The 16,265-nt window shown below is 72.3% G+C and carries 13 protein-coding genes; 6 read left to right on the forward strand and 7 right to left on the reverse strand.

Features of this window, described 5'->3' with window-relative positions; genetic code table 11:
- Nucleotides 1-188: 188 nt before the first annotated feature.
- From ABD343_RS29610 to ABD343_RS29625, 4 genes are all read left to right on the forward strand, one after another.
- A complete protein-coding gene (locus ABD343_RS29610; RefSeq protein WP_344532487.1) occupies nucleotides 189-1,409 on the forward strand; it encodes a CaiB/BaiF CoA transferase family protein in 1,221 nt (406 codons plus the stop codon).
- A complete protein-coding gene (locus ABD343_RS29615; RefSeq protein ID WP_344532488.1) occupies nucleotides 1,406-2,548 on the forward strand; it encodes an acyl-CoA dehydrogenase family protein in 1,143 nt (380 codons plus the stop codon). Before ABD343_RS29610 ends, ABD343_RS29615 begins: the two co-directional genes overlap by 4 nt.
- A 59-nt stretch (nucleotides 2,549-2,607) precedes the next feature.
- A complete protein-coding gene (locus tag ABD343_RS29620) occupies nucleotides 2,608-3,822 on the forward strand; it encodes an acetyl-CoA C-acetyltransferase (RefSeq protein ID WP_344532489.1) in 1,215 nt (404 codons plus the stop codon).
- 95 nt (nucleotides 3,823-3,917) lie between these two features.
- On the forward strand, nucleotides 3,918-6,092 hold the full coding sequence (locus tag ABD343_RS29625; protein ID WP_344532490.1) for a 3-hydroxyacyl-CoA dehydrogenase NAD-binding domain-containing protein: 2,175 nt from the start codon (nucleotides 3,918-3,920) through the stop codon (nucleotides 6,090-6,092).
- 3 nt (nucleotides 6,093-6,095) lie between these two features.
- Here the strand turns inward: ABD343_RS29625 and ABD343_RS29630 are convergent, their stop codons facing one another.
- The gene (locus ABD343_RS29630; protein ID WP_344532492.1) at nucleotides 6,096-6,836 is read right to left on the reverse strand and encodes a MerR family transcriptional regulator; all 741 of its coding nucleotides are present in this window, start codon (nucleotides 6,834-6,836) and stop codon (nucleotides 6,096-6,098) included.
- 153 nt (nucleotides 6,837-6,989) lie between these two features.
- Between ABD343_RS29630 and ABD343_RS29635 the strand changes: the two genes are divergently transcribed.
- On the forward strand, nucleotides 6,990-8,801 hold the full coding sequence (locus ABD343_RS29635; RefSeq protein ID WP_344532493.1) for an AMP-dependent synthetase/ligase: 1,812 nt from the start codon (nucleotides 6,990-6,992) through the stop codon (nucleotides 8,799-8,801).
- A 191-nt stretch (nucleotides 8,802-8,992) separates the two neighbouring features.
- On the forward strand, nucleotides 8,993-10,471 hold the full coding sequence (locus ABD343_RS29640) for an amino acid permease (RefSeq protein WP_344532495.1): 1,479 nt from the start codon (nucleotides 8,993-8,995) through the stop codon (nucleotides 10,469-10,471).
- Between the two features lie 75 nt (nucleotides 10,472-10,546).
- On the opposite strand, the gene ABD343_RS29645 is transcribed toward ABD343_RS29640, so the two are convergent.
- From ABD343_RS29645 to ABD343_RS29670, 6 genes are all read right to left on the reverse strand, one after another.
- Nucleotides 10,547-11,803, reverse strand: a complete 1,257-nt coding sequence (locus ABD343_RS29645; protein ID WP_344532496.1) for a cytochrome P450 family protein — start codon at nucleotides 11,801-11,803, stop codon at nucleotides 10,547-10,549.
- Complete coding sequence (locus ABD343_RS29650; RefSeq protein WP_344533097.1) at nucleotides 11,800-13,011, reverse strand: cytochrome P450; 1,212 nt, start codon at nucleotides 13,009-13,011, stop codon at nucleotides 11,800-11,802. The genes ABD343_RS29645 and ABD343_RS29650 overlap by 4 nt, the downstream gene beginning before the upstream one ends.
- A 119-nt stretch (nucleotides 13,012-13,130) precedes the next feature.
- Nucleotides 13,131-13,820, reverse strand: coding sequence for a GTP-binding protein (locus ABD343_RS29655; RefSeq protein ID WP_425578312.1), 690 nt, complete (start codon nucleotides 13,818-13,820; stop codon nucleotides 13,131-13,133).
- Nucleotides 13,801-14,163, reverse strand: a complete 363-nt coding sequence (locus ABD343_RS29660; protein ID WP_344532498.1) for a DUF742 domain-containing protein — start codon at nucleotides 14,161-14,163, stop codon at nucleotides 13,801-13,803. The genes ABD343_RS29655 and ABD343_RS29660 overlap by 20 nt, the downstream gene beginning before the upstream one ends.
- Nucleotides 14,160-14,570, reverse strand: a complete 411-nt coding sequence (locus ABD343_RS29665; RefSeq protein ID WP_344532499.1) for a roadblock/LC7 domain-containing protein — start codon at nucleotides 14,568-14,570, stop codon at nucleotides 14,160-14,162. Before ABD343_RS29665 ends, ABD343_RS29660 begins: the two co-directional genes overlap by 4 nt.
- Entirely contained in the window at nucleotides 14,567-16,258 is a 1,692-nt protein-coding gene (locus tag ABD343_RS29670; protein ID WP_344532501.1) for a sensor histidine kinase, read from the reverse strand. The genes ABD343_RS29665 and ABD343_RS29670 overlap by 4 nt, the downstream gene beginning before the upstream one ends.
- Nucleotides 16,259-16,265 lie beyond the last annotated feature (7 nt).

Consider the following 16,265-nt stretch of genomic DNA (forward strand, 5'->3'; position numbering starts at 1 on the left):
CGCATCGCCCACGCCGCTGTCCACCCCGCCGTGGACCCCGCCGTCCACCCGCTGTCCGCTCGTCGCGCACCCGTCGCGCACTCGCTGCCCGCGCCGCAGCCCGCCCGTCCTCGGGGGCTTGTGGAAACTGAAACCCGTTCTTAGCATTCCCGGTGTTACATCAGTTGTGTCACAGAGCGGGGGGCCGGATGGCCGAGGGCGGGGCAGGGGCGAGGGCAGCGGCGGCGCCGGGAGCGGGCCCGCTCGCCGGGGTGCGGGTCGTGGAGCTGGCGGGGATAGGGCCGGGCCCCTTCGCCGCGATGACGCTCGCCGACCTCGGCGCCGACGTGGTGCGGGTCGACCGGCCCGGCGGCCACGCGCTGAGCGCCGCGCCGGAGACCGAGCTGACCAACCGCAACAAGCGCTCGGTGGTCCTCGACCTCAAGTCCCCGGAGGGCGTGGAGGCCGCGCTCACGCTCGTGGACAGGGCCGACGTGCTGATCGAGGGATACCGCCCCGGGGTCGCGGAGCGGCTCGGCGTCGGCCCCGAGGCCTGCCTCGCCCGCAACTCCCGCCTCGTGTACGGGCGGATGACCGGCTGGGGCCAGGACGGCCCCCTCGCCGACCGCGCGGGTCACGACATCGGGTACATCGCCGTGACCGGTGCCCTCGGCATGACCGGCCCGGCCGACGGCCGCCCCGTGGCGCCCGCGAACCTCCTGGGGGACTACGCGGGAGGTTCGCTCTATCTGGTGATCGGTGTCCTCGCCGCGCTCCATCACGCGCGCGCCGCGGGGGAGGGGCAGGTCGTGGACGCCGCGATCGTCGACGGCACCAGCCACCTCACGACCATGATCCAGGGGCTGCTCGCGGCCGGTGTCTGGCAGGACGGCCGCGAGACCAATCTCCTGGACGGAGGCTGCCCGTTCTACGGGACGTACGCGACCTCGGACGGCGGTTTCATGGCCGTGGGCGCCCTGGAGCCCAAGTTCTACGAGGAGTTCATCCGCCTCCTCGGCCTGCCCGACGAGGCCCCGCGCCGCGACGATCTCGCCGCCTGGGGAGCCCTGCGCGAAGCCATCGCCGCGCGCTTCGCGGCCCGTACGCGCGCGGAGTGGACGGAGGTCTTCGAGGGCTCCGACGCCTGCGTCGCCCCCGTGCTCTCCCTGACCGAGGCGCACACCCATCCGCATCTCACCGCGCGCGGCACCTTCGTGGAGCACGAGGGCCTCACCCAGCCCGCGCCCGCGCCCCGCTTCTCCGCCACCCCCACCGCCGTCACCCGCCCGCCGGCGCTCCCCGGGGCGCACACGGCGGAGGTCGCGCGCGACTGGAACGCGCCCGGCCTGCCCGGGACCAGCCTGCCCGGCACCGGCCTGCCCGGCACCAGCCCGTCCGGAACGCCCGAAGGAGACCAGTCCACCCCATGAAGCGCCAGATCTTCACCGAGGACCACGAGGCGTTCCGCCGGACCGTGCGCACGTTCCTCGCCAAGGAAGTCGAGCCCCATCACGAGCAGTGGGAGGCGGACGGCGTCGTCTCCCGCGAGGCCTGGCTCGCCGCCGGACGGCAGGGCCTGCTCGGCCTCGCGGTCCCCGAGGAGTACGGGGGAGGAGGCGAGGACGACTTCCGGTACGCGGCGGTGCTCGCCGAGGAGTTCGCCCGCGCGGGCGCCTCCGGGCTCGCCGTCGGCCTGCACAACGACATCATCGGGCCGTATCTCACCTCCCTCGGCACCGACGAGCAGAAGCGGCGCTGGCTGCCCGGCTTCTGCTCCGGCGAGACCGTCAGCGCCATCGCCATGACCGAGCCCGGCGCGGGCTCCGACCTCCAGGGCATACGGACGACCGCCGAGGACAAGGGCGACCACTGGCTGCTCAACGGCGCGAAGACGTTCATCTCCAACGGGATCCTCGCCGACCTCGTCATCGTCGTCGCGAAGACCACGCCCGAGGGCGGAGCGCACGGGCTGAGCCTCCTCGTCGTCGAGCGCGGCATGGAGGGCTTCGAGCGCGGCCGGAACCTCGACAAGATCGGCCAGAAGGCGCAGGACACGGCCGAGCTGTTCTTCCAGGACGTCCGCGTCCCCAAGGAGAACCTGCTCGGCGAGCTGAACGGCGCGTTCGTCCATCTGATGACCCATCTCGCGCAGGAGCGGATGAGCATCGCGGTGGCCGCGATCGCCGTCGCCGAGCACCTCCTGGAGATCACGCAGACGTATGTGAAGGAGCGCGAGGCCTTCGGCCGTCCCCTCGCCAAGCTCCAGCACATCCGCTTCGAGATCGCCGAGATCGCCACCGAGTGCGCCGTCACCCGCGCCTTCCTCGACCGCTGCATCGAGGACCACGCCAAGGGCGAGCTGGACGCCGTCCACGCGTCCATGGCCAAGTGGTGGGCGACGGAGCTCCAGAAGCGCGTCACCGACCGCTGCCTGCAACTCCACGGCGGCTACGGATACATGAACGAGTACCGCGTCGCGAAGGCCTACACCGACGGCCGCATCCAGACCATCTACGGGGGCACGACCGAGATCATGAAGGAGATCATCGGCCGCTCCCTGCTGAGCTGACTTCCCTCCTCCGGTTCCCCTCCCCGGCTCCTCTCCCGTACCCCAGAAAGGCACCCCACGTGAGCACCGAAGCGTACGTCTACGACGCCGTCCGCACCCCGCGCGGGCGCGGCAAGGCGAACGGATCCCTGCACGGCACCAAGCCCATCGACCTCGTCACGGGCCTCATCCACGCGCTGCGCGAGCGCAATCCGGGCCTCGACCCCGCCATGATCGACGACATCGTGCTCGGCGTCGTCAGCCCGATCGGCGACCAGGGCTCGGACATCGCCCGGGTCGCGGCCATCGCCGCGGGGCTGCCCGACACGGTCGCGGGCGTCCAGGAGAACCGCTTCTGCGCCTCGGGCCTGGAGGCGGTCAACATGGCCGCGATGAAGGTCCGTTCCGGCTGGGAGGACCTGGTGCTGGCGGGCGGCGTCGAGTCGATGTCGCGGGTGTCCATCGGCTCCGACGGCGGCGCGTGGTTCAACGACCCGATGACCAGCTTCGACGTCAGCTTCGTGCCCCAGGGCATCGGCGCCGACCTCATCGCGACCCTGGGCGGCTGGTCCCGGCACGACGTGGACGAGTACGCGGCGCGCTCCCAGGAGCTGGCCGCCGCGGCCTGGAAGGACGGCCGCTTCGCCAAGTCGGTCGTGCCCGTCCGCGACCGCAACGGCCTCGTCGTCCTCGACCACGACGAGCACATCCGCCCCGGCACCACCCCCGAGACCCTGGCGGGCCTCAAGCCCTCCTTCGCCGCCATCGGCGACATGGGCGGCTTCGACGCGGTGGCCCTGCAGAAGTACCACTGGGTCGAGAAGATCGACCACGTCCACCACGCGGGCAACTCCTCGGGCATCGTCGACGGTTCGGCCCTCGTCGCCATCGGCAGCGAGGAGGCGGGCGAGCGGAACGGGCTCACGCCCCGCGCCCGTATCGTCTCCGCCGCCGTCTCCGGCTCCGAGCCCACCATCATGCTCACCGGGCCCACGCCCGCCTCCCGCAAGGCGCTGGCCAAGGCCGGGCTGACCATCGACGACATCGACCTGGTGGAGATCAACGAGGCGTTCGCCGCCGTCGTGCTCCGCTTCGTGAAGGAGATGGAGATCCCGCTGGAGAAGGTCAACGTCAACGGGGGCGCGATCGCCATGGGCCACCCCCTCGGCGCGACCGGCGCGATGATCCTCGGCACGCTCGTGGACGAACTGGAGCGGCGCGACCAGCGGTACGGGCTGGCGACGCTGTGCGTCGGAGGAGGGATGGGCATCGCCACGGTCGTCGAGCGTGTCTGAGACCCCTCTCCCGCTCAGAGCCCGACGGGCTCACGCTCTTCCCTCTCCCTCTCTCGTCCTCTCCACCCCGAACGCAGCCCTACGGAGCACACGCCATGCCTGAATCGACCGCCATCCGCTGGGACCAGGACGACACCGGCGTCGTCACCCTGACCCTGGACGACCCGGACCAGTCGGCCAACACCATGAACGAGGCGTTCCAGACCTCGCTCACCGCCGTCGCCGACCGCCTCGAAGCCGAGCGCGACAGCGTGCGCGGCGTCCTCGTCACCTCCGCCAAGAAGACCTTCTTCGCCGGCGGCGACCTGCGCCTCCTCATCCAGGCAGGCCCCGACGCCGCCGAGGAGGTCTACGAGTACGGGATGCGCGTCAAGCGCGATCTGCGCCGCATCGAGACCCTCGGCGTCCCCGTCGTGGCGGCACTGAACGGCGCCGCGCTCGGCGGCGGCCTGGAGATCGCCCTCGCCTGCCACCACCGCGTCGCGCTCGACGCGCGGGGCTCCAAGATCGGCTGCCCCGAGGCCACGTTCGGGCTGCTCCCCGGGGGTGGCGGCGTGACGCGTACGGTCCGGATGCTCGGCATCGCGGACGCGCTGCTGAACGTGCTGCTCCAGGGCCAGCAGTACTTCCCGGCGAAGGCCAAGGAGATCGGCCTCGTCCACGAGGTCGTGGAGACCGAGGCCGAGATGCTCGCCGCGGCCCGCGCGTTCATCGACGCCCACCCGGAGTCCCGCCAGCCCTGGGACGAGCAGGGGTACAGGATCCCGGGCGGCACCCCGGCCAGCCCGAAGTTCGCCGCGAACCTCCCGGCCTTCCCCGCCAACCTCAGGAAGCAGACCAACGGCGCGCCCTACCCGGCGCAGCGCAACATCCTCGCGGCCGCCGTCGAGGGCTCCCAGGTCGACTTCGAGACTGCCCAGAAGATCGAGGCGCGGTACTTCGTCGAGCTGGTCACCGGCCAGATCTCGAAGAACATGATCCAGGCCTTCTTCTTCGACCTCCAGGCCGTCAACCAGGGCCGCAGCCGCCCCAAGGGCGTCGAGGAGCGCAAGGCCGTCAAGGCGGCCGTGCTCGGCGCCGGGATGATGGGCGCCGGTATCGCGTACGCGTGCGCGAAGGCGGGCATCGAGGTCGTCCTCAAGGACGTCTCCCCGGAGGCCGCGGAGAAGGGCAAGAGCTACTCGGCGGGCCTGCTGGAGAAGGCCCTCAAGCGCGGGAAGACCACCGAGGCCAAGCGCGACGCGCTGCTCGCCCGCATCACGCCGACGGCCGACCCGCGCGACCTCGCGGGCTGCGACGTCGTCATCGAGGCCGTGTTCGAGGACACCGCGCTCAAGCACAAGGTGTTCCAGGAGATCCAGGACATCGTGGCGCCCGACGCTCTCCTGTGCTCGAACACCTCCACCCTCCCCATCACCGCGCTCGCCGAAGGCGTCACCCGGCAGCGGGACTTCATCGGGCTGCACTTCTTCTCGCCCGTCGACAAGATGCCGCTCGTCGAGATCATCAAGGGCGGGGAGACCAGCGACGAGGCGCTGGCCCGCGCCTTCGACCTGGTGCGCCAGATCCGCAAGACCCCGATCGTGGTCAACGACTCGCGGGGCTTCTTCACCTCGCGCGTGATCGGTCACTTCATCAACGAGGGCGTGGCGCTGCTCGCCGAGGGCGTCGAGCCCGCCACCGTCGAGCAGGCGGCGGCCCAGGCCGGTTACCCGGCCAAGGTGCTCTCCCTCATGGACGAGCTGACGCTGACCCTGCCCCGTAAGATCCGGAACGAGACGCGGGCCGCGCTCCGAGCCGAGGGCGTCGACTTCCCCGAGCACCCGGCGGACGCGGTCATCGACCGGATGATCGACGAGTTCGGGCGCACGGGCCGCAGCGGCGGCGCAGGCTTCTACGACTACGACGAGAACGGCAAGCGCGCCGGGCTCTGGCCGGGCCTGCGCGAGCACTTCGGCAGGGACGGTGCCCCGGATGTCCCGTTCGAGGACATGAAGGAGCGGATGCTCTTCTCCGAGGCGCTGGACACCGTCCGGCTCTTCGAGGAGGGCGTGCTCACCTCCGTCGCGGACGCCAACATCGGCTCGATCATGGGCATCGGCTTCCCGGCCTGGACGGGCGGCGTCATCCAGTACATCAACGGGTACGAGGGCGGTCCCGCCGGATTCGTGGCCCGTGCGAACGAGCTGCGCGAGCGCTACGGCGACCGGTTCGCCGTCCCCGCGCTGCTGGCGGAGAAGGCCGCGAAGGGGGAGACCTTCAGCGACTAGCGACTATCGGCCGACCGGCCCGGTGCTCGGGGCGCGTTCCTCCGGGAACGCGCCCCGCAGCTCCTCGTTCATCGACCGCTGGAACGCGGTGAGCAGCGCCTGCACCACCAGCGGCTGCATGTGCGCGGAGAGGGACTTCATCTCCTCCACCCGCTCCTCGTCCGGCTCGCTCTCCCGGTACGGCTCCCAGACCTCTTCCTTGAACAGGCGGCTCAGCTCCCGCGCGGCCGACCGGGTGTGCTCGATCATGACCTCGCGGGCCGCGAGGATCGCCTCCTGCGATATCGGCACGTCCAGCAGCCGCACCCCGAGCTGCACCATGCCCGGGTCCACGCGGAAGAGGTCCGGGTCCTCGGTGCGGGAGAGGACGCCCATGGCCTCCAGGCGCTTCAGCTCGTCGTCGTCCAGCTCCCTGCCGACCCGCCCCTCCAGCTCTCCGCGCGTGGCCTCGTCCACCGTGTCCGGCATCCAGGAGGCGACGACGGCGCGGTGAATGGCCAGGTCGTGGGCGCTGATGTCGTCGGGCAGCCGCTGGAGGTAGCGCTCGATGGCGGCCAGGGTCATGCCCTGGTTCTGCAGCTCCTCTATCAGCGCCAGCCGGGAGAGATGGTCCGACCCGTACCGCCCCACGCGGCGGGGGCCGATGGTCGGCGGGGGCAGCAGGCCGCGCGTGCTGTAGAAGCGGACCGTGCGGACGGTGACGCCCGCACGGGCGGCCAGTTGGTCAACGGTCAGCTCGTCCATCGTCCGCGTCTCCCGCCGCTCCCTCTGCCGGCCCGGCCGTCCGGGCTGGTCTGCCTGTCGATCACGTTCAACAGTATTGCTGTCTCACCACTCCTGTGAAACCTTCGGTCGCGCGGAGCCCGTTCCCGCCGCCCGCGTCCGCACGGAGGCGTCATGACCACCATCCTGCGACTGCCCGGCACGGACCCTGCCGAACTCACCGTGCCCGACCTGCTCCTCCGCAACGCCCAGGACCACGGTGACCTCCCCGCGCTCTCCTGGCGCGCCGAGGAGGACGACGCGGCCTCGGGGACCACCCTGACCTGGGGCGAGGCGCGCCACCGCGTCGCCGAGCTGGCCGCCGGATACACGGCGCTCGGCGTCCGCGCGGGCGACCACGTGCTGCTGACGATGGCCGACAGGCCCGAGCACTGGCTCTCCGACCTGGCCCTCGTCCACCTGGGCGCCGTGCCCGTCAGCGTGTACCGGACGGCGGCCCCCGAGCAGCTCGCGCACATCGCCCGGCACAGCGCGGCCCGGTTCGCCGTCGCCGGGACCGGCGCCGAGGCGGCCCGCTGGGAGCCGCTGCTCGGCCAGGGGGACGCGCCGCTGGAGCGGCTCGTCGTAGCCGACCAGGGGCCCGGAGGGCCGCACACCCCGTTCGCCGCGCTCGCCCGCCCGTACGAGCGTGCCGTCTTCGAGAAGACCTGGCGGGCGGTACGGGCCTCCGACCCGGTCACGGTCGTCTACACCTCGGGCACGACCGGTGACCCCAAGGGCGTGGTGATCAGTCACCGGAACGTGGTCCTCAACGCGCTCGCCCTCGACAGGATCACCGCGCTGCCCGACCACGTCGAGCACCTGTCCTATCTGCCCTTCGCGCACATCGCCGAGCGGATGCTCGGCATCTACCTGCCGGTCTTCCGCGCCGGGCACGTCCACCTGTGCCCCGACCCCGCGCGTGTGGCCGTACGGGCGCGGGAGCTGCGCCCGGCGCAGTTCTTCGGGGTGCCGCGGATCTGGGAGAAGCTCGCGGCCGGGCTCCGTACGGCCATGGACGGGCTGCCGGAGGAGCGCCGCGCGGCCGTCGAGGAGGCCTCGCGCACGGCCCGTACGCACGTCGGCTGCCGCGAGCGCGGCGAGCGCCCCTCCGCGGAGCTGGAGGACGCCTACGGGCGGGCCCGCGCGGTGCTGGAGCCCGTGCTGGCCCTCGTCGGCCTCGACCGGTTGGTGTGGGCGGCGAGCGCCTCGGCGCCGATGCCGCTGGACGTCACCCGGTTCTGGGCGGGCTTCGGCATCGTGATCATGGACGCGTGGGGGCTGACGGAGACCACGGGTGTCGTCACCAGCAACGGGCACGGCGCCTTCCGGCTGGGCTCCGTGGGCCGTCCCCTGGAGGGCCTGGAGGTACGGACGGCGCCGGACGGGGAGATCGAGGTGCGGGGCCCGACGCTCTTCGAGGGCTATCTGCGCGGCGACGGCTCCGTGGAGCCCGGCACGGACGCGGAGGGCTGGTTCGCGACCGGCGACGTCGGGCGGCTCGACGAGGACGGCTATCTGTGGGTGACCGACCGGAAGAAGGAGCTGATCGTGACCTCCACGGGCGAGAACGTCCCGCCCGCCCGCGTCGAGAACGCGCTCAAGGAGCACCCCCTCGTCGGCCAGGCCCTCGTCCACGGGGACGGCCGCCCGTACCTGGTGGCCGTGCTCGTCCTCGACACCGAGGAGGCCGTCGCCTGGGCCGCGCGGCGGGGCCTGGAGGCCGGGCCCGGGGAGCTGGCCGGGCACCCCGAGGTGCGGGCCGAGGTCGGGCGCGCGGTCGCCGCGGCCAACGCGCGCCTGGGCCGGACCGAGCGGGTCGGCGCCCATCGGCTGCTGGGCGGGGAGTGGGGCCCGGAGAGCGGCGAGCTGACGCCCTCGCTCAAGCTGCGGCGCGCGGTGGTCCGCGCGAAGTTCGCCCGGGAGATCGACGCTCTCTACGACTGAAAACGGGCAGGGCGGCGGCAAGGGTTGCCCCCTGAGGCCGTGTTCAGCATGTGAGATGTTCCGCTGTGTGAGATGTGCCACCGCATAGTTGGCCCCTACAGGGAAAGGTGACGCCTCGGTCTGCGGCTGCCCATGCATCAATGCGGCAGCAGGCCCGGCAAGGCCCGTACCAGAGTGAGTTGGACCAACTTGTGAAAAGCGATGTCGTCCAGGACGCCGTCCCGCCGCAGCGCGGGGGCTCCGGAGGATCGGCCGGAGGCCCGCAGACCGCCCACGACGCGGGGGACGCCGGCTACAGCAAGGATCTGAAACCGCGGCACATCAACATGATCGCCATCGGCGGGGCGATCGGCACAGGACTCTTCCTCGGCGCCGGAGGGCGCCTCGCCTCGGCGGGCCCCGGCCTGGCTCTCGCCTACGCCGTCTGCGGCCTCTTCGCCTTCTTCGTCGTCAAGGCGCTCGGCGAGATGGTGCTGCACCGCCCCTCCTCGGGCTCCTTCGTCTCGTACTCGCGCGAGTTCCTGGGCGAGAAGGGCGCCTACGTCGCGGGCTGGATGTACTTCCTCAACTGGTCGACGACCGGGATCGCGGACATCACCGCCATCGCGCTCTACACGCACTACTGGAGCCTGTTCACCGACGTGCCCCAGTGGGTGCTGGCGCTGATCGCGCTGGCCGTGGTGCTCGCGATCAACATGATCTCGGTCAAGATCTTCGGCGAGCTGGAGTTCTGGTTCGCGATCGTCAAGGTCGCCGCGCTCGTCGTCTTCATGATCATCGGCATCGTGCTGCTCGCCACCCAGCACGAGGTGGGCGGCTCGACACCGGGCATCGGCACGATCACCGACCACGGCGGGATCTTCCCCAACGGCCTGATGCCGGTCGTCATCGTGATGCAGGGCGTCGTCTTCGCGTACTCCTGCGTCGAACTGGTCGGCGTGACCGCGGGCGAGACCGCCGAGCCGGAGAAGGTCGTGCCCAAGGCCGTGAACGCCATCATGTGGCGCGTCGGCTTCTTCTACGTCGGCTCCGTCGTGCTGCTCGCGCTGCTGCTGCCCTGGGGCGAGTACACCGAGGGCCAGAGCCCCTTCGTCACCGTGCTCTCCAAGGTCGGCGTGCCGATGGCGGGCGATGTGATGAATCTCGTCGTCCTCACCGCCGCGATGTCCTCGCTGAACTCCGGGCTCTACTCGACGGGCCGCATCCTGCGCTCCATGGCGATGTCCGGCTCGGCCCCGAAGTTCACCGGCCTGATGAACCGCAGCCAGGTTCCGTACGGCGGCATCCTGCTCACCTCCGCCGTGTGCGTGATCGGCGTGGGCCTCAACTACGTGGTGCCCGGCAAGGCGTTCGAGATCGTGCTCAACATCGCCTCGCTCGGCATCATCAGCACCTGGTGCACGATCATGCTCTGCCACCTGGTCTTCGTGCGCCGCGCCAAGCAGGGCCTCGTGGAGCGCCCCGAGTTCCGGCTGCCCTGGTCGCCGGTGACCGAGATCGTCACGATCGCCTTCCTGCTCAGCGTCGTCGTCCTGATGTGGAACGACCCCGACGTCGGGCGCAAGACGGTCATGCTCGTCCCGGTGATCGCCGCCGCGCTCGTCGTCGGCTGGTACGCCGTACGGGGGCGCGTGCGCGCGGTCGCGGCCGAGAAGGGCACACAGCTCTGACGCCCTGAGCCCGCGGACGCAAGGGAGGGGCGGCACCCTACGAGCGGGTGCCGCCCCTCCCTCACGTCCGCGGGCTCAGCTCTTGCGCAGCCGTACCGGCAGCTCGTACAGCTCGTTCTGGGTCACCGCCGGCTTGTTGCGCAGCTCCGTGGCCGGGACCGCGAGGTCCAGGTCGGGGAAGCGCTCGAAGAGGGCGGGGAGCGCCACCAGGGCCTCCAGCCGGGAAAGCGGGGCGCCCGGGCAGACATGCGGGCCGTGCCCGAAGGCGAGGTGCCGGCTCGGAGGCCTGGTGATGTCGAACACCGCCGCCGTCGGCCCGTGCTGGGCCTCGTCGCGGCCGATCGCGCCGTACGAGACGATCACGGCCTCGCCCTTGCCGATGACCGTCCCGCCGACATCGATGTCCTCGGTCGCGAAGCGGATCAGCACATGCGTGGTCGGCGCGTCCCAGCGCAGCGTCTCCTCGATCGCCGCCTCCCAGCTCACCGCGCCGGAGCGGAGGAGCGCGAGCTGCTCGGGGTGCGCCAGCAGCGCCGCGACCGCGCTGTCGATGAGGCTGATCGTGGTCTCGTGGCCCGCGGTGATCAGCACCTGAACGGTGTTGATCACCTCCTCGTCGGTGAGGTGGTCGCCGTCCTCGGCGGCGGCCAGCAGCGCGCTGGTGAGGTCGTCGCCGGGCTCCCGCTTCTTCTCCTCCAGCACGGAGGCGAAGATCGACCCCAGCTCCTCCAGGATCGACAGCACCTCCTCGGCGGGCGTGAGGCTGGAGAAGAAGCCGTCGAAGAGCGTGCGCAGCCGCGGGATGCGGACGGTGTCGATGCCCAGCAGCTCCCCGATGACGGCCATGGGGAGGGGATAGGCGAAGGCCGTCTTGAGATCGACCCTCCCCTCGCCGTCCGCCGCCGCCTCCAGACCGTCCAGCAGCTCGTGCGTGATGGCCTCGATGCGCGGACGCATGGCCTCGACCCGGCGCGGGGTGAGGGCCTGCGCGGTGAGGGTGCGCAGCCTGCGGTGCTCGGGGCCGTCGAAGGTGAGCATGCTCGGCCCCGGGTCGGCCAGCCCGATCAGCGGCCACGTCTTCGGGATCTCGCCGCGCTGCCAGGCCGCCCAGTGCGCGATGTCCTTCACCAGGCGGCTGTCCGTGAGCAGCTTCCGGGTCTCGGCGTGGTGCGTCAGCGCCCACGCCCGTACGCCCCCGGGCAGCTCGACGGGTGCCACCGGCCCGGCGGCGCGCAGCCGCGCGCCCTCGACGGCCAGCCCCCGCACCAGCGGGTCGATCACGATCAGTTCGGTGTCGGTTCCGTCCGCTCCGGTCACCGGGCACGACGTCATCTGGTACCTCCTGAGGCAGCGGTCGACGGGGTGGGCGTGAAGCGGACGGGCAGCGAGGCCAGGCCCCGCAGCCAGGGCGAGGGCCGCCAGACGAGCGCCTGCGGGCCGACCGCCAGATCGACGTCCGGGAGCCGGTCGAGCAGCACCTCGATGCCCGTACGGGCGATGCCCTCGGCGATGTCCTGCGCGGGGTACGGGCAGCGGTGGTCGCCGTGGCCGAAGGAGAGGAACGCGTTGTTGCCGCCGGTGAACGCGGACCGGTCGGGGCGCACCTGCGGGTCGCCGTTGGCGGCGGCGAAGCTGAGGATCAGCAGGTCGCCCGCCGCGACGCGGCGCCCGCCGAGCTGGGTGTCGCGGGTGGCCCAGCGGCCCGCGATGTTCTGGGTCGGGGTGTCCTCCCACAGCACCTCGTTCATGGCCTCGCCGACGCTGTGCCGGCCGCCGGAGAGGGAGGCGGCGAACCGGTCGTCGGTGAGCATCAGCCGCAGCGAGTTGCCGATCCAGTCGGCGGTGGGCTGATGGCCCGCGACGATGTTCACCATCATGTCCTCCAGGATCTCCTCGAAGGAGAACCCGTCGGCGTAGTCGTGGTTGAGCATCCGCGAGGCCACCCCGGCGCCCGGCAGCGCCTGCCGCGAGGCCAGGAGCCGGCCCATGGAGGACTGCACATGGTCGCGGCCCTCCAGCGCCCCTTCGGCGCCGTCCACCAGCGCGTTGATGCTCGGCACGAGCGCCGCGCCGTCCTCGTCGGAGAAGCCGTAGAGCCGCGCGAGGACCAGCGCGGGCAGCACCTTGGCGTACTCGCTGACGAGGTCGGCCTCGCCGCGCCCGCAGAGCTGGTCGATGAGCCTGTCGGCGAACCGCTCGGCGTGGTCGCGCAGTTCGAACGGGTCGACGGCCGCGAGTGCGTCGCTCACCAGCGCGGAGCGGCGCTGATGGCGCTCGCCGACCGTGTAGAGGATCGACGGCTGCTTGCCGACCATCGGCATCAGCGGCCAGTCCGCCGGGATGCGGCCCCACTGGTTCCACAGGCCCGAGTCGCGGCTGAACAGCGCGGGGTTGGAGGTGATCTGGTGCAGCTCGCGGTAGCCGAGGACGAGCCAGCCCGGCACGTCGCCGGGGAGCGTGACGGGCGCCAGCGGGCCGTGCTGGGCGTGCATGTCGCGGTAGAGCTGGGCGCGGTTGTCGTTCTGGAAGCGCGGCCCCATCAGCGGCACTGCGTCGGCCTGGAACGTCAGCTCCGAGCCGCCCGCGCTCGCGTGCGCGGGACAGCCCGGGGGCGGCGACGGGGGCGTTGCGGGATGGGAGCTGGGCTGCGGTGCGGTGGTCACGAGGAGGTCTCCCGCGCGTCGTGCGGCTGTGCGTTCCGCGGCTGTGCGTGTGCTTGGGCGGACAGGGCGTAGAGGTGGTGGACGAGGGCGATCAGCACGTCTCTGCTGGACTCGCGGGAGCGCGCGTCGCAGTCGACGAGCGGGATGGTCTCGGGCAGGTCGAGCGCCTCGCGGACCTGCTCGGCGGTGTGCCGGGGCCCGCCGAAGTCGTTACGGGCGACGATGAACGGCGTCCCGTGCGCCTCCAGCCGGTCGATGGCGTACCAGGAGTCCTCCAGGCGCCGGGTGTCGACCAGGACGACCGCGCCGAGCGTGCCGCTGAACAGCCGGTCCCACAGGAACCAGAACCGCTCCTGGCCGGGCGCCCCGAACAGGTACAGCACCGTCTCGTCGTTGAGCCCGATGCGGCCGAAGTCGAAGGCGATCGTGGTGGTGGTCTTGCCCCGCACCGCGCTGAGGTCGTCGACTCCCTCGCCCGCGCGGGTCATCGTCTCCTCGGTGTTGAGCGGGCGGATGTCGCTGACGGAGCGGACCATCGTCGTCTTGCCGACCCCGAAGCCGCCCACGATCACGATCTTCAGCCCGTTCGCCGCCGAGCTGTGCAGCGGCGGGCGGGAGGCGGGGCCTGAGCCGGGGGTGGGGACGGGTGTCGCCTGGGGGTTCGCTTCAGAGATTGCGGAGTCCAACGAGCACCTGCTTCAGGATTTCGGGATCGGGCAGTTCGTCCGCGACGTCGGGCGTACGCGGATGGCGGGCGGTGATCCGGCCCGCGGCGAGGAGGTCGCCCAGCAGGATGCGGACGACGCTCACCGGCAGGCCGAGATCGGAGGCGAGCTCCACGACGGCCGTAGGGAAACGGCAGATGCGCAGGATGGAGGCGTGCTCCGACTGCATGCCGGGCGTCGGGGCGCTCTCGCTGACCACGAGGGTCACCAGGTCGAAGGCGTCCGCGCCCGCACCGGAGCGGCTGCGGCCACCGGTCACGGTGTACAGCCGGTCCGGGTCCTCGTCCCGGGCCGGCCGCTTCATGCCGTTCCGCCTCCGGACTCGCGCGGCGGCGAGCTGAGGTACTCGCCCAACTGCTCGACGAGTTCGTTCATATTGTGTCCGACGAGCCCGACGTCCGAGTCCTCTGCCGCCACCACCGCGAGATGCGCCCCGTCCCCGGCCTCCACGACGAAGAGGATGCCGCCGTAGAACTCCGCCATCGCCTGCCGGACCCCGCCGGTGCCGTTGCCGAACTCCACGGACGCGCCGTGCGACAGGCTCTGGATGCCCGCCGAGATCGCGGCGAGCTGGTCCGCCTGGTCGATGCTGAGTTCTGGCGTACGGCAGAGCTTGAGGCCGTCACGGGAGAGCACGAGGGCATGGCGTGCGCCCGGCGTACGTTCCAGCAGATTCTCCAGCAGCCAGTCGAGCTTGCTGTCAGTGATCATTCGGTGTCGTCCTCCGGGAGGGAAGAGGAGCGGGCGGGGGAGGGAGCCGGTGCCGGAGGCGTGGGGGAATCCCCGGAATCGGCGGTCGCCGCCGCGTCGGCGGACGCGGAGGTCTCGGACGTACCGCCGCCCTGGAGGGCACGGCGGAAGTCCCCGAAGCGCGCACCGGACCGCCCGGCCGGACGGGAGGAAGAGGGCCGGTCGGAGCCGGAGCCGGAGCCGGAGTCGGCGGAGGCCGTGGAGCCGGAGGCGTCGGCGCCGCGCGCGGGGCGGGAGGCCGCCGCGAGGGTCTGGCCGCGCCGCCGCTTGGGCAGCCCGCTCTCGCCGTACTGCGGCGGGGGCGCCGCGGCACGCGCGTGCTCGGGCGACTCCCCGGCGCCGGGGCGCTCCGCCGCGGCGGAGGGCGCGGGCACGGCCGCCGGGGCCGGGGCCGAGGGGGCTGACGGAGCGGACGGCGCGGACTCGGCCGGGGGCACGAGCTGACGGTCCGACAGCGTGTCGCTCTCGCGGGAGACCGGCGCGGGCTCCTCGCGCCGCGTCTCGGTGACCAGTTCGCGCGGGATCCGTACGAGCACGCCGGTGCCGCCGTGCGCGGACGGGCGGAACGAGACGTTGAGCCCGTGCTTGCGCGCGAGGCGGCCGACGACGGCGAGCCCGAGGCGGGTGCCGGAGAGCGTGGTCAGGTCGACGGACTCGGACGACACGGCCTGCTGCGCGCGGCGCAGCGCGACCTCGCCCATGACCAGGCCGCCGTCCTCGATGGTGATGACGACGCCCGCGGCGACCTCCTCGACGTACACGTGCACCTCGGAGGTGGGCGGCGAGAAGTTGGCCGCGTTGTCCATGAGTTCGGCGAGCGCGTGCATCACGCCTTCGGCCGCGTGGCCCGCGATGGCGACGGTGCTCGTCGAGTGCAGCCGGACGCGCTGGTAGCCGCTGATGCGGCCCATGGCGCCGCGCAGGATGCTCTCCATGACGATGGGCTTGGCCCAGCGCCGCCCGGAACGGGCCCCGGTGAGCACCGCGATGGAGTCCGCGAGCCGCCCGGCCTGCGCCGTGCGGTGGTCGAGGTGGAGCAGGTCGCCGAGGACCTCCTCGTCCGCGTGCTTGTGCTCCATCTCACGCAGGTCGGCGGCCATGCTGGTGGCCAGCGCCTGGACGCGGCCCGCGGCGTTGGCGCACGCGGACATCGCGGAGGCGCGCAGGCTCTCGCCGCGGTGCACCTCGGTGGCGAGCGTGATGAGCACCCGGCGGTGCGCGTCGCTGCCGACGGGAGGAGCGGCGGCGAGCGCGGTCTCGGCGGAGGCACCGTTGCGGAGGTGCTCCACGAGGCCGGGCACGGTGGTGGTGGCGAAGTGCTGGGCCGTGGCCTCGCGTTCGGCCGTCTCCGCCTGGTGGCGGGCGAGTGCCGCGCGCAGGTCGCGCGCCCTGAGCCGGGCGTGGGCGGCCACCGCGACCGCCGCGCACAGCACCGCTCCCGCGGCGCCGCTGCCCCAGGCGACGGCGACGCGCGAGGACTGCGGCGCCGCGTACACCGCGACGAGGCAGGCGACGGCCGCCACGACCACGGCGACGAGCAGCGCGAGCGCCGTGCCCGTGCCCACCCCGGGCCCGGCGTCTCTTCGGCCGTTGACGGCGCCGGGGGCGGGTGGTGGCGGGTGCGGCGGTTGTATCTCGGGGGAGGTCATCAATCAG

Source organism: Streptomyces albiaxialis (assembly GCF_039530985.1).
Taxonomy (GTDB): Bacteria; Actinomycetota; Actinomycetes; order Streptomycetales; family Streptomycetaceae; genus Streptomyces; species Streptomyces albiaxialis.

What these genes read in the sequence shown, in the direction of transcription:
- ABD343_RS29610 (WP_344532487.1), top strand. Translation starts at nt 189, where the DNA reads ATGGCCGAGGGCGGGGCAGGGGCGAGGGCAGCGGCGGCGCCGGGAGCG.
- ABD343_RS29615 (WP_344532488.1), top strand. Translation starts at nt 1,406, where the DNA reads ATGAAGCGCCAGATCTTCACCGAGGACCACGAGGCGTTCCGCCGGACC.
- ABD343_RS29625 (WP_344532490.1), top strand. Translation starts at nt 3,918, where the DNA reads ATGCCTGAATCGACCGCCATCCGCTGGGACCAGGACGACACCGGCGTC.
- ABD343_RS29630 (WP_344532492.1), bottom strand. Translation starts at nt 6,836, where the DNA reads ATGGACGAGCTGACCGTTGACCAACTGGCCGCCCGTGCGGGCGTCACC.
- ABD343_RS29635 (WP_344532493.1), top strand. Translation starts at nt 6,990, where the DNA reads ATGACCACCATCCTGCGACTGCCCGGCACGGACCCTGCCGAACTCACC.
- ABD343_RS29645 (WP_344532496.1), bottom strand. Translation starts at nt 11,803, where the DNA reads ATGACGTCGTGCCCGGTGACCGGAGCGGACGGAACCGACACCGAACTG.
- ABD343_RS29650 (WP_344533097.1), bottom strand. Translation starts at nt 13,011, where the DNA reads ATGGGGCCGCGCTTCCAGAACGACAACCGCGCCCAGCTCTACCGCGAC.
- ABD343_RS29660 (WP_344532498.1), bottom strand. Translation starts at nt 14,163, where the DNA reads ATGAAGCGGCCGGCCCGGGACGAGGACCCGGACCGGCTGTACACCGTG.
- ABD343_RS29665 (WP_344532499.1), bottom strand. Translation starts at nt 14,570, where the DNA reads ATGATCACTGACAGCAAGCTCGACTGGCTGCTGGAGAATCTGCTGGAA.
- ABD343_RS29670 (WP_344532501.1), bottom strand. Translation starts at nt 16,258, where the DNA reads ATGACCTCCCCCGAGATACAACCGCCGCACCCGCCACCACCCGCCCCC.